Source organism: Pseudomonas sp. B424 (assembly GCF_055408345.1).
The window spans coordinates 286,206-300,824 of record NZ_JBUZTL010000001.1 but is presented as its reverse complement, the minus strand read 5'-3'; the positions used below and the strand labels follow the sequence as shown (position 1 = coordinate 300,824).

The window sequence follows — 14,619 nt, the reverse complement described above, 5'->3', positions numbered from 1 at the left end:
GACAGCGCGTCTTCTGCATCGCGAGCAAGCCCGCTCCCACAGGGGATATTTGGTGCCTTAATAAAGGTCTACCGGGTCAACGTCCAGCGACCAACGTACCTGGCGACCGCTGGGCATTTGTTCAAGGACCAGCAACCATTGGCTGAGCAATCGATGCAGTGGCGCGCGGGCGTTGGCTTGCAGCAGCAGCTGAGCGCGGTAACGTCCCGCGCGGCGTTCCATCGGCGCGGGCACCGGGCCAAGCAGCTCGATGCCGCCCAGGTTCAATTCGCCCAGCAGGCGCTCAGCCTCGCTGCAGGCCTCATCCAGAAAACCTTCCGCCTGGCCGGGTTTGTGGGCCTCGGCGCGCAGCAGCGCCAGATGCGAGAAAGGCGGCAACCCCGCAGCCCGGCGCTCGCTCAAGGCCTGTTCGGCGAAGGCAAAGTAACCTTGCTCGGTCAGTTGAATCAGCAATGGATGGTCGGCCAGATGGGTCTGGATAATCACCTTGCCCGGTTCTTCGGCCCGGCCAGCGCGGCCAGCGACCTGAACGATCAGCTGGGCCATGCGCTCGCTGGCGCGGAAGTCGCCGGAGAACAGGCCGCCATCGGCGTCCAGGATCGATACCAGCGTCACCCGGGGGAAGTGATGGCCTTTGGCGAGCATTTGCGTGCCGATCAAAATGCACGGCTGGCCCTTTTGAATCGTGGCAAACAGCTGGTTCATCGCATCTTTGCGTGAAGTGCTGTCGCGGTCGACCCGCAGCACAGGGTAGTCAGGGAACAAAATCCCCAAACGCTCTTCGGCGCGCTCAGTGCCGGCGCCGACCGGGCGTAAATCAACTTTGCCGCATTGCGGGCAATTGCGCGGTACGCGTTCGACGTAGCCGCAGTGATGGCAGCGCAATTCGCCTGAACGCTGATGGACGGTCATGCGCGCATCGCAGCGCTGGCACTCGGACATCCAGCCACAGTCGTGGCACAACAGGGTGGGCGCAAAGCCGCGACGGTTCAGAAATACCAGAACCTGTTGGCCCGCAGCGAGGGTCTGGCCGATGGCCTGTTGCATCGGCCCGGAAATCCCGCTGTCCAGGGGGCGGCTTTTAACATCCAGGCGCAGGAAACGCGGTTGTTTGGCTCCGCCGGCGCGCTCATTCAGGCGCAGCAAGCCGTAGCGGCCGGTGTAGGCGTTATGCAGGCTTTCGAGGGACGGTGTCGCGGAGCCGAGCACGATCGGGATGTTTTCCTGCCGTGCCCGCACCAGCGCCAGATCACGGGCGTGATAGCGCAGACCTTCCTGCTGTTTATAGGAGCCGTCGTGTTCTTCGTCGATGATGATCAGCCCCGGGTTTTTCATCGGGGTGAACAGCGCCGAGCGCGTACCAATAATAATGTCGGCTTCGCCGTCGCGGGCCGCCAGCCAGCTTTCGAGCCGTTCGCGGTCGTTGACCGCCGAATGCACCAGGGCGATGCGGGCGTTGAAGCGCTGTTCGAAACGGGCCAGGGTTTGCGGGCCCAGGTTGATCTCGGGGATCAGCACCAGCGCCTGCTTGCCCGCTTGAAGGGTTTCACGGATCAGCTGTAAATACACTTCGGTCTTGCCGCTGCCCGTCACGCCTGCCAATAAAAAGGCATGGAAGTGATCGAAGCCTGCGCGAATGGCTTCGTAGGCGGCCCGTTGCTCGCTGTTGAGCGGCAACTCGGGTTGGGCCAGCCAATGCTCGTGGCGCTCACTCGGTGCGTGACGGCGGATCTCGACGGTGACCAGCTCTTTGGCCAGCAGCAGGTCGAGGCTGTCTTTGCTCAGCATCAATTTGCTTAACAGTTGATGCGCCACACCGTGGGGGTGCTGGGCGAGGGTGGCCAGCGCTTCACGCTGACGAGGCGCGCGGGCGATGCGCGGGTCGTCCAGCCTGGCGCCGGGGGCAATCTGCCAGAACCGTTCCTGGCGGGTTTCGGCCAGTTCGCCCTGGCGCAGCAAGACGGGCAGCGCCCAGCTCAGCGTGTCGCCCAGGCTGTGCTGGTAATACTGCGAGGTCCACAGGCACAGCTTGAATAAGGAAGGCGGCAGCGGTGGGGTGGCGTCGAGTAGCGCGATGCCCGGCTTGAGCTTGTCGGCAGGCACTTCGCTGTGATCGACCACTTCTACCAATATGCCGATCATTTCGCGTCGGCCAAACGGCACCCGCAAGCGCATGCCAGGCTGTAGCTGACTGCGCAGCACGCCAGCAGGCGCCCGGTAATCGAACAGGCGGCGCAGGGGGGAAGGCAGGGCAAGGCGCAAAATGGCGTCGGGCACGCGGGGCTCTCAAGTGATGAACGGCAAAGATGGCCCGGAGCCTAGCAGACAACGTGGCCCGGGACTAAAAGGCAGGTCAATGAATAGTGAAAGAAATAGGGTGGAGCATGCTTGGCCGCTTGCGTCAATGCAAAGGTCTGGTATTATCGGCGCCCTAATTTTACGTGCGGTATTCAACAATGGTGTTGAGTGGCGGCACGCTAGCCCGAGGAATACCCCATGAAAGCCGATATCCATCCAGCGTACGAAACAATCCTGGTAACTTGCAGCTGCGGCAACAAGTTCGAAACTCGTTCGAACCTGTGCAAGCCACTGGGCACTGACGTATGCAACGAGTGCCACCCGTTCTACACCGGTAAGCAGAAGACTCTGGACATTGGCGGTCGTGTTGATCGCTTCAAGACTCGTTTTGGTGCTTTCGGCGCTAAAGCAGCAGCTCCAGCAGCAGAAGCAGAAGCAGAAAAAGCAGCCGAGTAAGGCTGATGACCTTGAGCAGCCTTTTTGGTCTGGTCAGGTTATTGAAAAAGGCGTCCCTTGCGGGCGCCTTTTTTATGCCTGCGATTTGGCTGGCAAGCGCGTCGGCCGCGCCGCTTTGCCCTGCGCCGGGTGCGCCGGGTGCGCTGACGTACGCTTGGGTGGAGCGTGTGTCCGATGGCGACACGCTACGACTCAAGGATGGACGCAGCGTGCGCCTGATCGGCCTCAACGCGCCGGAGACGGGCAAAAAAGGCCAGTCCGCCGAGCCCTTTGCCGATGCGGCGCGCAAACGCCTGCAAGAACTGGTGACGCGCAGTGATGGCCGTGTCGGCTTGCTTGTGGGCAAGCAGCCACAGGACCGTTACGGCCGCACCCTGGCCCATGTGTTTGGCGCCGATGGCAGCAATCTTGAAGCCCGCTTGCTGGCAGACGGACTGGGGTATCAGGTTGCGATAGCACCGAATGTCGAACTGCTCGACTGTCAGCAAGCTGCCGAGCACAACGCCCGGGTGGCCGGCCTGGGGCTTTGGCGGCAATCACCTGTGCTGGCGCCGCAGCAAATTACCCGTTCAGGCTTTGCCCTGATAGGCGGCAAGGTCAGCCAGGTACAACGTAATCGCGGCGGCCTCTGGATCGATCTGCAGGGTGGTTTGGTGTTGCACATTGCACCCAATCAACTGGCCAACTTCGATCAAAAAGCCCTCGAAAATCTGCACGGCGCGCAGGTCGAGGCCAGAGGCTGGGTGCTGGACCGCTCAAAACGAGGGGGGTTGAAGGCAGGCCAGGCACGCTGGATGTTGTCTTTGACTCATCCGGGGATGCTAAAAGTCGCGCCGCATTAAAAAGTGTAGACAATTTTAAATGTAAATTGTGAACACTATAACCCTTATGGGGCGCGGCTCTTGGCCCAAAGTCGTAAGGCAAAGCCCTTGACACTGCTGACTGGTCAGTCTTGTCGGGACTTTGCGACACGCGTATGCTCGGCGATTCGTCTGTCCAACAGCAAAAAAGCGGAATGCCCACATGTCTGATTTGAAAACCGCCGCTCTCGAATACCATGCCCAGCCCCGTCCAGGGAAACTGAGTGTCGAGCTCACCAAACCTACCGCTACAGCCCGCGATCTAGCGCTGGCTTACAGCCCGGGTGTAGCCGAACCAGTACGCGAAATCGCCCGCGACCCTGAACTTGCCTACAAATACACTGGCAAGGGCAACCTGGTAGCCGTGATCTCCGATGGCACCGCTATTCTGGGCCTGGGTAACCTCGGCCCATTGGCCTCCAAGCCTGTAATGGAAGGTAAAGGCGTGTTGTTCAAGCGCTTTGCCGGTATCGATGTTTTCGACATCGAAGTTGACTCCGAGAGCCCACAGGCTTTCATCGACACCGTAAAACGCATCTCTATTACCTTCGGCGGCATCAACCTCGAAGACATCAAGGCACCTGAGTGCTTTGAGATCGAACGTGCTCTGATCGAGCAGTGCGACATTCCTGTTTTCCACGATGACCAGCACGGCACCGCTATCGTGACCGCGGCCGGCATGATCAACGCCCTGGAAATCGCCGGCAAAACCCTGGCCGATGCCAAGATCGTTTGCCTGGGCGCCGGTGCTGCAGCCATCTCCTGCATGAAATTGCTGGTGAGCATGGGCGCAACCATCGAAAACATTTTCATGGTCGACCGTACCGGTGTTATCCACTCCGGCCGTGACGACCTGAACCAGTACAAGGCGGTCTTCGCCCACGCAACCGAGAAGCGCACCCTGGCTGACGCCATGGAAGGCGCAGACGTGTTCGTTGGCCTGTCGGGTCCGAACCTGCTGAGCGCTGAGAACCTGCTGCGCATGGCTCCTAACCCGATCGTGTTCGCGTGCTCCAACCCGGACCCGGAAATCTCCCCGGAACTGGCTCACGCCACCCGTAACGACGTGATCATGGCCACTGGCCGTTCGGACTACCCGAACCAGGTCAACAACGTACTGGGCTTCCCGTTCATCTTCCGCGGTGCTCTGGACGTTCGCGCCAAGCGCATCAACGAAGAGATGAAAATCGCAGCGGCCAACGCCTTGCGTGAACTGGCCAAACTGCCAGTGCCACAAGAAGTGTGCGACGCTTACGGCGGCATCAAGCTGGAATTCGGTCGTGAATACATCATCCCGAAACCAATGGACGTGCGCCTGATCACCCTGATCTCCGATGCAGTGGCCAAAGCTGCCATCGAGACCGGTGTTGCAACCCTGCCATACCCGAAGAACTACCCGCTCAAAAGCGTGGATGACGTGTTTAACGGCTAAACCCGTTTAGCGTCATACCGAGCCCCGGCGCTGAAAAGCGCCGGGGCTTTTTGGTTTCTGGGCAAGGGGGCGAAATAGCTCTATATCGGCTCAAGATAATTCATCGAGTATTATAGGACTTGTCCTACATCTGCTCCTGACACTTTCCGTTAGCGTCTGTCCTTTCCCAGGGGCACTGCGTTAAGACGTGTGCCCTGTGCGTCTATCAGGAATCACGGATGTCCAAACCTCCCCGCCATAACCGCTGTAGCCAGACCAGTTTTCAATTGATTGACGAGCATGGCGCAGGCGAGCCCTACGCAGGGTTGGCCTATGAAATGGTCGATCTGGAGGGGAGAACCTGCGGCGGTTATCTGGATGCTGCCGGGGTCGGCAGGCCGGGCAGTCATGTTTCGGGGCCGGTTGTCGTCATGTTCAGGCAGCCACATGACCGTAGTGATGCGGTCTATGCGCGATTAATGGACAGGCAGTACCGGCCCCTGGAGATCACTGAGTTGCAGGTCAGGGCCGAACAAACCCGCCGCCTGCATGACGATGGCGCCCGTACTCGGACCAAACCGGCTTGCGCCGGTGCCGACATTGACTACTACCAGGTTGAGGTCAGGCATCTGGTCGAGCATGCGGGGCATTTGCCTTCAGGGGTCGATAGCCATTACCCGCCGGATATCGAGCCTGGGCGGTCAATGGGGTTTGGGGTTGGTCTGGCCGCTGGCCGTCATACGGTGCTGGAGGTTCGCCCTCTGAGGGCCTTGCAGCCCACCTTTTCAACAGCCCCGCAGTTTTGCGCGCTCAACCTGTACCAACTGGCGTTGCTGGCTGACTTCAACGATTGTCCCTTCATTCAAAAAACTGATCACTGCGATGTTCTGCTGGTTAAAGACGTGGCGTACTCCCGGCGACTGGAAGTCGTGCCCTGCGGCCTGGACCAAGAGCACCCGGGTGATATTCATTTTTTCGACGATGCCGGGTTGGGTACCCAGGCCTTTGTTACCCATAACCATGAAGTCACCCTGATCACCGTGCGCAGCACCCGCACAATGCTTGATGCCATGCAGCCAAGCGATATGCAGCAGGTACCTTTCGAGGAAGGTGAGGGCAGAGTGCATCGCGGCTTTTACCGGGCTGCCAGGCAGGTTTATGGTTTTGTAACGGGCTATCTGGGCAAGTTTTACGCGGGGCAAAAACTGCTGATAAGCGGCCATGGTCCGGGCGGGGCAATCGCTTTGCTGCTCGCGCAAATGCTTCGTTGCAGGCAGGGTTTCAATCACGACATCGTGCTTTACACCTATGGCGCCCCTCGCGCTGCGGATGCGGGCTTTATCAAGGCGGCCGGGTCGCTGGTGCATCACCGTGTGGTTGATCACAACGATCCGGTGCCCAGCATGCCGGGCAGCTGGATGGACGTCAGGGCTTCTGAATTTGGCCTGGGGGTGGCCCCGGCCTTCGTTAATGTGCCAGCCGGGCTGGCGCTTTTTGTTGCGGGCATGACCCGTCTGACAGGCGAGCCCTATCAGCATCACGGCACGCTGCACTACTTGATGCCGGTGGAGTCCGGTCCGCGGGAGCAGTCGCATATCCTGTGGGAGCCGGTGTGCGAAACCGTTACCCAGCATGCGCTGTGCAGGCTCGCAATCGAGCAGCCCGGGCAATTGCTCGAGGCGGCCGGCCACTCGCCGCAAGTGCGGTATATCTCAGGTTGCCGGGAGGTTCTGCGGCGCTATCGGGAGGCGTTTGAGGCCAGCTCTTCGCGGGTGACCGAACGTGAGGTGATGTGTGTGGATCTGGCGTTTGAGCAGATATGCCAGCAGTTGCGCACCCGGTATCGCGAGGCCGTGACCCGACCAGGCAAGCCGGTTGCCCAGACCATCAACCAGTTGATGCGCGAGCTTGCCAAGGTCCAACGGACCCGCGAGCATTTGTACTGCCTGAGATCTAAAAAACTGAGCGAAGTCGATGTGTATGGTGCCTAGGGTCTGTTCCCGTTTCATTGCGAGCCGCGTCGCTGGGTCAAATTTAGCCAGGCAAGGCGCAGGGCGCCGAGAATGGTTGTTCCCTTCTCAAGCCCTGCAACGCAGCCTGGCTAAATTTGACACGCGCCCTGAAGGGCCGATAGCCCATGTGGCGCAGGGCGTCGTTGCTCGCAGCTTATCTGGAACAACCCAACCACGCTGCTCGCGCCTTGCCCTGCACCACATGGGCTATCGGCGCGGCCGCAATGAAACGGGAACAGACCCTCGAGCGGCAAGAGCTGCTTGCCGCTCTGCGCACTAGAACAGATCGATTGGCGCGCCGTCGTCGGCCGGCAGCGGGCTGCCCGGGGCGACGCTGTTGCCCAGTTCGCTGCTGGTCGGTGGCGTGTCTTCGCTTTTGAACAGCTCGAAGTAGGCGCCAGGCGTACCCGGTGAGGCGATACGGCCGCTCAGGGGGTCGATGCGCAGGCTGAGTATGCCTTCGGGCTCTGCCTGGGTATGAGCAGGTTTGCCTTTGAGGGCGCCGCCCATGTAGGTCATCCAGATCGGCAGGGCGACTGTGCCGCCATATTCGCGACGGCCAAGGCTTTCGGGTTGGTCGAAGCCGGTCCATACGGTGGTCACGTAATCGGCGTTGTAGCCGGAGAACCACGCGTCTTTGGATTCGTTGGTCGTACCGGTTTTACCTGCCAGATCGGTACGGCCCAGCGCCAGTGCGCGGCGCCCGGTACCCAGCTTGATCACGTCCTGCAGCATGCTGGTCAGGATATAAGCAGTGCGTCCATCGACGATGCGTTCGGCCACCGCTTGCGTCTCGACGGTAGGCAGGCCGGGCGCGGCGTTGATGGTGTCGATAGTCAGTGCTGCGGCTTCGGGTGGCACGTCCTTGGCGGCATTTTTAGGCACGCTTGGCGGATTGGCCACGAACAGGGTGTCGCCGTTGCGGCTTTCGATCTTGTCGATCAAATAAGGTGTGATTTTGTAACCGCCGTTGGCGAATACGCTCCAGCCGGTGGCAATCTCCATCGGGGTCAGGGTCGCAGTACCCAGGGCCAGCGACAGGTTGCGCGGCAGGTCGTCCTTGTTGAAGCCGAACTTGCTGATGTAGTCGATGGTGCGGTCCACGCCCAGGCTTTGCAGCAGACGGATCGACACCAGGTTGCGCGACTTGTAGAGCGCTTCACGTACACGGATTGGGCCGAGGAAGGTGTTGGTGTCGTTCTTCGGGCGCCAGACCTTGTCCAGATACTCGTCGACAAACACGATCGGAGCGTCGTTCACCAGGGTGGCGGCCGTGTAGCCGTTATCCAGCGCAGCGCTGTAAACGAAAGGCTTGAAGCTCGAGCCGGGTTGGCGTTTGGCCTGCATCGCACGGTTGTAGTTGCTCTGCTCGAATGCGAAGCCCCCTACCAGCGAACGAATGGCGCCGTTGTCCGGGTCCAGCGATACCAGTGCACCTTGCACCGTAGGCACCTGGCTGAACTTGTAGCTGCCATCTGTCTGCGGCTGTACGCGAATCAGATCACCGACCTGTGCGACATCGGAAGGCTGCTTGGGCATCGGGCCCATGCTGTTGGTGTTAAGGAACTTGCGCGCCCATTTCATGGTGTTCCAAGAAACGTGAGCCTCGCCGGTGCGGGTCAGTACGTTGATGCCGTCGTTTTCCACCTGGGTCACGATGGCGGGCTCGAGGCCGCTGATCGGGCGCTGCTTGGCGAGTTCTTGAGTCCACACGGCCAGGGTCTTGCCCGGGAAGCGCGACTCGGGGCCACGATAGCCATGGCGCTGATCGTAAGCAATCAGACCTTCATGCACGGCGGTGTTGGCCAGTTCCTGGAGGTTGCTTGGCACCGTGGTGGTGACGCGGAAACCTTCGGTGTAAGCCTCACTGCCGTAGCGCCCGACCATTTCGGCGCGGGCCATTTCAGCGATATAAGGCGCGCTCACTTCCGGAGTGGGCACGTGGTAGCTGGCGTTGACGGGCTCTGCGATGGCCGTTTCATAGCTGGCCTGATCGATTTTGCCCAGCTTGTACATACGGCCCAGGATCCAGTCGCGACGCTCTTTGCTGCGCACTGCGTTGGCCAGCGGGTTAAAGCGCGAAGGTGCCTTGGGCAGGCCAGCGATCATTGCCATCTGCGCCAGGCTGAGGTCGCGGATCGACTTGCCGTAGTAAACCTGCGCGGCGGCCTCAATGCCGTAAGCGCGGTTGCCCAAGTAGATCTTGTTCACATACAGCTCAAGGATTTCGTCCTTGGTCAGCTCGCGCTCAATCTCCAGGGCCAACAGGATTTCGTTGGTTTTGCGGGAAAAGCTCCGCTCACTGGATAGGAAATAGTTCTTCGCCACCTGCATGGTGATGGTGCTACCCCCTGATTGTATGTGTCCGCTTTTTACCAGCTGGGTAGCTGCGCGCATCAGGCTACTGGGGTCGACCCCGTAATGATTGGCGAAATTGTCATCTTCTGCAGAGAGCAGGGCATTAATGAAATCGGGGGGAATGTCGGCGAACTTGATCGGTGAACGGCGCATTTCGCCGAACTCTGCGATCAACTTGCCGTCGCTGGTGTAGACCCGCAAAGGAATCTGCAACTGGATGCTTCTCAACGACTCTACGGACGGCAAGCCAGGACTAAGATAGAGAAACGCGCCACTCAACACGAGCAATAGCCCGCAGAACACAGCAACGAATGACCACCCGAAAAACTTCAGCAGACGAATCAAGGCTTTTGGATTTCCAGATTAAGAAATGGTTTGCACGTCAGGGTAGTGCGCAGTTGCGCCGGGTCGACGATACGGAAAAAAACGCCCGGCATTATAAGCATTTTTCGCACATGGGCGTCATGGGCCGCATGTCAGAACAGGTTTTGAACGGAAGTCATTTTTTACCCTCCGTAAGTCACGGATAGCATTAGGGAAATCTACGGTGCCCGGATTATTCAGCAAAACTCGCCATCGATGTGCAGGTGTCGATATCACTGCTCAAGCAATAAAAATCGTCGAATTGAGCCGCTCGCAGCGTGAGTTCAGGCTGCAGGCTTACGCCATCGAGCCGCTGCCGGCAGGGCTTATGAATGATCTGACCTGCTCCGGGGCTGAAAGTGTCATACGGGTATTGCTCAAGGCGCTGGACAAAGCGGGCGTGATGGCACGCGATGCCGTGGTAGCGATGCCCGATGAACTGCTCATCAGTAAAATCCTCGAGGTGGAGACGGGCCTGAGCGAAGCCGATCTTGAGTTGCATGTACGGCTTGAAGCAGAGCAGTACGTCCCTTATGCGCTTGAAGACGTGGCGCTGGATTTCGAGGTTCAGGGCTACTCATCGAACCATGCCGGGCAGGTTGCAGTGCAAATGGTGGCGTGCCGCCAGGAGGCGCTTGAGTGGTATTGCTCGGTCTTGACCGGTGCCGGCCTGATCCCGCGAGTGGTGGAGGTGCAGGCCCACGCTCTGGCGCGCGGGGTTGAGGCATTGGTCCCTGATCTTTCGCAGCAAGAGGCAGTGGCCGTGGTCGATCTCGGGAGTCATATGACCTTGCTGAGCATTGTGCACCAGGGTCAGGTGATCTACTCCCGCGAGCTGCTGTTCGGGCAAGGGACGGCAGGGGAGCAGGGCTTCGAGGAGAGCGTCGTCCAGGGGCTTGAGCAGTTTTTCGAAGCCGGCGCAGCAGGGGCGGTCAGGATGATCGTATTGGCCGGCGCGGGAGCAACGACCCCGGGGTTGAGCCAGAGGTTTGAAGCCCGGCTCGGCACGTCAGTGCGCGTCGCCAATCCCTTTTCAGCCATGGACCTTAACCCCGCACTCGACCTTGAAACCTTGCTTTGCGATGCACCCATGCTGTTGACTGCCTGCGGTCTGGCCTTGAGGGGGAGTGATTAATGGCGAGAATCAATTTGTTGCCCTGGCGCGCGTTGTTGCGTGAAAAGCGGCGCAAACGTTTTTTGATTGCGCTGGCCGTTCTGTCTGCAGTGGCAGCTTGCGGGCTGATTGCCGCTGACCAATTTATCGACACCCTGGTAGAGCGTCAGCTGGAGCGCAACGACCTGATCAGAAGTGCCACGTTTCAGCTGGATGGTCGTGCCGAGCAAATCGACCAGTTGAAAGTGAGCCGGGAGCAATTGCTTGAGCGCATGCAAACGATAGATATGTTGCAGAGCAGCCGTTCGAGCAGCGGGATCATTCTGGAGCAATTGGCGCGCAGCTTGCCGGATGGCGTGTATTTCACCGACGTGAAAATGACGGAAGGCACCATCGTGATCACGGGCGTTGCCCAGGCCGGCAATCTGGTCTCGCAACTGATGCGCAATCTGGATGCTTCACACTGGCTGGAAACGCCTGAACTGAACGAAGTCAAAGCTGCTTCTGCCCACGACGGAGGGCATGAACGGCAGTTTCAGATGACAGTGCGCGAAGCCCGGCATGCGCCTGCTGGCGGCCAGCTGTGATGGCCGCAAACTGGCTGGCGAGCTTGCGCAGTGTCGACCTGCGGGAGCTGGACTTCGGGAGCCCGGGGACGTGGTCGCCAAGGCGCAAAATAGCCGTGGCATCGGCCTGGTTGGGCCTGGTGCTGGTGCTGGGGTACTCACTGCTCCTTGAGCCGCAGGTGGCCCGGCTGCAACAGGAGCAGGATGCTCAAGTCGCCCTGAAAACCGGATTTGAGTCCAGGGCCGCCCAGGTTGCAAATCTGGATGCCGAGGAGGCGCAGATGCGCGAACTGCAAGCCACGTTCAGCGCGCTGCTCAAGCAACTGCCTGCTCAGGCAGAGGTCCCCGGTCTGCTTGATGAAGTTTCGCGGTTGGGTATGGCCACTGGTCTGGTGATTGAGCATATCCAGTGGTTGCCTGAAGTCCTTCAGCCGTTTTATAGCGAATTGCCACTGCAGATGACCCTTGCCGGGGGGTATCACGACCTGGGGCTTTTCGTCAGCGCCCTGGCGAGTTTGCCGCGTATTGTCACCCTGCATGATTTCTCACTGGCGCCGCTCAACGGCGCAGATGGCGGCCAATTACGCATGACGTTGCTGGCCAGAACCTACCGCACCCACGATCAAGGATTGATCCCATGAGTGTTGGCTTTCGACTATTGGGTATTGGATTGCTGGCAGGGTTGGCCGGGTGCGACAGCGCACAGAGTACGGCAGAGCTTCACAGCTACTTGCAGGCCACCCGGGCGCGCCCGGGCAACACCATTCCTCTTGCCCCGACTGTTACGGCTCCTCGTCTATTCACGTATGACGCGATGACGTTGCGCAGCCCTTTTCAGGTTGTACCGGGAGGGCGGGCTGGTAGTTGGCAGGCAAGCCTTGCAGGTGACGGGCAGGACGCTAACCGGGCCAGGCAGTATCTGGAGAGCTTGGACCTTGAGCAAATGGAGATGGTCGGCACCCTGTCCAATGAGCTGGGCGCCAACGCCTTGTTGCGGGCCAATGGTGTTATCCATCGTTTGAAGGTGGGTGATTACCTGGGCCGCAATAATGGCCAGGTCGCTTCGATAGGGGAGGCGCATGTTGAAGTGTTTGAAGTGATTTCTGATGGTCAGGGCGGTTGGCTGGAGAGGTCCCTGACGATCCCTTTAAAACAGCAGTCTTAACGGATATACACCATGAAAAGGATTTTACCGGTCTGCGTACTGGCGCTATGGAGTGCGCTGAATTCGCAGTCAACTCAGGCGTTCGCTCCATCATCAGTCGCAAGCCCGCTGTATGTGGGCGAGAAAATGTCGCTGAACTTTCAGGATGTTGAAGTGCGTGCGGCGTTGCAACTGCTGGCTGATTTCACCGGGTTCAACCTCGTTGTCAGCGATGCAGTGCAGGGTAACGTGACGCTTAACCTGCAGGATGTACCGTGGGACCAGGCGCTGGATCTGGTGCTTGAAAGCAAGGGGCTGGGCAAGCGTCTTGCGGGCAATGTGCTGTCGATCGCGCCCTCTGACGAGATAGCCTCGCGTGAACGCCATGAGCTTGAGGCGCACAATCAACTGGCGGATTTGGCCCCCATGCGTCGAGAGCTGGTGCAGGTCAATTACGCCAAGGCGGCAGATATCGCCAGCTTGTTCCAGTCAGTGGCGGGTATGGACGAGCGAGGCTCGATTTCTGTGGATGAGCGCACCAATAGCATCATTGTCTTGCAGCCCGGTAAGCAGCTTGAAGAGCTACGGCGCATAGTGGCGCAACTGGATGTGCCGGTGCGTCAGGTGATGATAGAGGCGCGTATTGTCGAAGCCGGTGTGGATTTTGAAAAAAGTCTTGGAGTGCGCTGGGGCGGCGCCTTGCGTAATACGTCAGGTTGGAATGCGGGCGGTATGGGCGGGCCGGCAGCGTTCGCGCCAGATCCCGAGAAGGTTAGCGCACCCTTTGTGGACATGGGGTTGTCACGCGTCAACTCGGGGTTGGGCATCGCTTTTATCACCAACAATACCTTGCTGGACCTGGAGCTGACGGCCATGGAGAAAACCGGTAACGGTGAAATCATCTCCCAGCCCAAAGTTGTCACTTCGGACAAAGAAACCGCCAAAATCCTCAAAGGCACCCAGATTCCCTATCAGGAGACCAGCGGCAGTGGCGCGACCTCGGTGAGATTCAAGGAAGCTTCGCTGTCGCTGGAAGTGACCCCGCAAATTACCCCGGACAACAGCATCATCATGGAAGTTGTAGTGACCAAGGACGAGCCCGACTACATGAGCATGGTCAATGATGTGCCGCCCATCAAAAAGAATGAGGTCAGGGCCAAGGTGCTGGTCAAAGACACCGAAACCATCGTAATCGGAGGCGTGTTCTCAAATTCTCAAAGCAAAGTGGTAGATAAAGTGCCATTTTTAGGCGATCTGCCGTATGTTGGCCGACTTTTCCATAGAGACGTTGTCATGGAAAAAAAATCCGAACTGCTGGTGTTCCTGACTCCGCGTATCATGAACAACCAGGCGATTGCTGTGAGTCATTGATTCTGTGCGAAATTTGATTCTTGTTGGGCCAATGGGGGCTGGAAAAAGCACCATCGGACGTTTGCTGGCCAAAGAGTTGCACCTGCCGTTCAAAGATTCCGATAAGGAAATTGAAGTGCGCACGGGTGCCAATATCCCGTGGATCTTCGATAAAGAAGGTGAGCCGGGTTTCCGCGATCGCGAAACGGCCATGATTGTCGAGCTGTGCCATGAGAATGGCATTGTCCTGGCGACCGGAGGTGGTGCGGTCATGCGCCCTGAGAACCGGCTGGCGCTGCGCAATGGCGGGCGGGTGGTGTACCTGCATGCATCTATTGAGCAGCAGGTTGCACGTACCTCGCGCGACCGCAACAGACCTTTGCTGCGCAATGCGAACCCGGAAAAAATCCTGCGTGACCTTTTGGCGATCCGCGATCCGCTTTATCGGGAAATCGCCGACCTTGTCGTCGAAACCGATGAGCGGCCGCCGCGCATGGTTGTTCTGGATATTCTCGAGCGTCTGGCGCAACTGCCACCCCGGTAGCCGCACCCGGGCATTGAAGCTGCGATCAGTGCCCGACTTTACGACGGCTTCGTCGTCGATCGCAGCCGCGTACCTCGACAGCGACTACAAAGCCACTGCGCTGGACCATTAAAGTGCGATACGAAATGCGCTATTCTCGGCGC

At 59.1% G+C, this 14,619-nt stretch carries 11 protein-coding genes and 1 pseudogene; 10 read left to right on the top strand and 2 right to left on the bottom strand.

Annotation, left to right across the window (positions count from 1 at the left end; genetic code table 11):
- Positions 1 to 57 precede the first annotated feature (57 nt).
- Entirely contained in the window at positions 58 to 2,277 is a 2,220-nt protein-coding gene (locus ACZRMS_RS01180; protein WP_463993763.1) for a primosomal protein N', read from the bottom strand.
- Positions 2,278 to 2,496: 219 nt separating this feature from the next.
- Here ACZRMS_RS01180 and rpmE point away from each other — a divergent pair, with 219 nt between their 5' ends.
- The 4 genes from rpmE to ACZRMS_RS01160 all read left to right on the top strand — a co-directional run bounded on the left by rpmE (position 2,497) and on the right by ACZRMS_RS01160 (position 7,016).
- A complete protein-coding gene (gene rpmE / locus ACZRMS_RS01175) occupies positions 2,497 to 2,754 on the top strand; it encodes a 50S ribosomal protein L31 (RefSeq protein WP_463933238.1) in 258 nt (85 codons plus the stop codon).
- 5 nt (positions 2,755 to 2,759) lie between these two features.
- Positions 2,760 to 3,596 (top strand): thermonuclease family protein, encoded by an 837-nt coding sequence (locus ACZRMS_RS01170; protein ID WP_463993762.1) that lies wholly within the window; start codon positions 2,760 to 2,762, stop codon positions 3,594 to 3,596.
- Positions 3,597 to 3,777: 181 nt separating this feature from the next.
- Complete coding sequence (locus tag ACZRMS_RS01165; protein WP_463993761.1) at positions 3,778 to 5,046, top strand: malic enzyme-like NAD(P)-binding protein; 1,269 nt, start codon at positions 3,778 to 3,780, stop codon at positions 5,044 to 5,046.
- Positions 5,047 to 5,264: 218 nt separating this feature from the next.
- On the top strand, positions 5,265 to 7,016 hold the full coding sequence (locus tag ACZRMS_RS01160; RefSeq protein ID WP_463993760.1) for a lipase family protein: 1,752 nt from the start codon (positions 5,265 to 5,267) through the stop codon (positions 7,014 to 7,016).
- 297 nt (positions 7,017 to 7,313) lie between these two features.
- On the opposite strand, the gene ACZRMS_RS01155 is transcribed toward ACZRMS_RS01160, so the two are convergent.
- Positions 7,314 to 9,737 (bottom strand): penicillin-binding protein 1A, encoded by a 2,424-nt coding sequence (locus ACZRMS_RS01155; protein ID WP_463993941.1) that lies wholly within the window; start codon positions 9,735 to 9,737, stop codon positions 7,314 to 7,316.
- Positions 9,738 to 9,942: 205 nt separating this feature from the next.
- On the opposite strand from ACZRMS_RS01155, the gene pilM reads away from it, so the two are divergent.
- From pilM to aroK, 6 genes and pseudogenes are all read left to right on the top strand, one after another.
- Positions 9,943 to 10,893 carry a type IV pilus biogenesis protein PilM gene (gene pilM, locus ACZRMS_RS01150; protein ID WP_463993759.1) on the top strand — a complete coding sequence of 317 codons (951 nt, stop codon included), beginning with the start codon at positions 9,943 to 9,945 and terminating at the stop codon, positions 10,891 to 10,893.
- Positions 10,893 to 11,459, top strand: a complete 567-nt coding sequence (locus tag ACZRMS_RS01145) for a PilN domain-containing protein (RefSeq protein WP_463993758.1) — start codon at positions 10,893 to 10,895, stop codon at positions 11,457 to 11,459. The genes pilM and ACZRMS_RS01145 overlap by 1 nt, the downstream gene beginning before the upstream one ends.
- The gene (locus ACZRMS_RS01140) at positions 11,459 to 12,079 is read left to right on the top strand and encodes a type IV pilus inner membrane component PilO (protein ID WP_463993940.1); all 621 of its coding nucleotides are present in this window, start codon (positions 11,459 to 11,461) and stop codon (positions 12,077 to 12,079) included. Before ACZRMS_RS01145 ends, ACZRMS_RS01140 begins: the two co-directional genes overlap by 1 nt.
- Positions 12,076 to 12,603 (top strand): pilus assembly protein PilP, encoded by a 528-nt coding sequence (locus tag ACZRMS_RS01135; protein ID WP_463993757.1) that lies wholly within the window; start codon positions 12,076 to 12,078, stop codon positions 12,601 to 12,603. The genes ACZRMS_RS01140 and ACZRMS_RS01135 overlap by 4 nt, the downstream gene beginning before the upstream one ends.
- A gap of 111 nt (positions 12,604 to 12,714) precedes the next feature.
- Positions 12,715 to 13,953 (top strand): annotated as a pseudogene (locus ACZRMS_RS01130) (type IV pilus secretin PilQ); the annotation flags it as partial.
- A gap of 4 nt (positions 13,954 to 13,957) precedes the next feature.
- Positions 13,958 to 14,476 (top strand): shikimate kinase AroK, encoded by a 519-nt coding sequence (gene aroK / locus ACZRMS_RS01125; RefSeq protein WP_463993756.1) that lies wholly within the window; start codon positions 13,958 to 13,960, stop codon positions 14,474 to 14,476.
- The last annotated feature ends 143 nt before the right edge of the window (positions 14,477 to 14,619 follow it).

What these genes read in the sequence shown, in the direction of transcription:
- rpmE (WP_463933238.1), top strand. Translation starts at nt 2,497, where the DNA reads ATGAAAGCCGATATCCATCCAGCGTACGAAACAATCCTGGTAACTTGC.
- ACZRMS_RS01170 (WP_463993762.1), top strand. Translation starts at nt 2,760, where the DNA reads ATGACCTTGAGCAGCCTTTTTGGTCTGGTCAGGTTATTGAAAAAGGCG.
- ACZRMS_RS01165 (WP_463993761.1), top strand. Translation starts at nt 3,778, where the DNA reads ATGTCTGATTTGAAAACCGCCGCTCTCGAATACCATGCCCAGCCCCGT.
- ACZRMS_RS01160 (WP_463993760.1), top strand. Translation starts at nt 5,265, where the DNA reads ATGTCCAAACCTCCCCGCCATAACCGCTGTAGCCAGACCAGTTTTCAA.
- ACZRMS_RS01145 (WP_463993758.1), top strand. Translation starts at nt 10,893, where the DNA reads ATGGCGAGAATCAATTTGTTGCCCTGGCGCGCGTTGTTGCGTGAAAAG.
- ACZRMS_RS01140 (WP_463993940.1), top strand. Translation starts at nt 11,459, where the DNA reads ATGGCCGCAAACTGGCTGGCGAGCTTGCGCAGTGTCGACCTGCGGGAG.
- ACZRMS_RS01135 (WP_463993757.1), top strand. Translation starts at nt 12,076, where the DNA reads ATGAGTGTTGGCTTTCGACTATTGGGTATTGGATTGCTGGCAGGGTTG.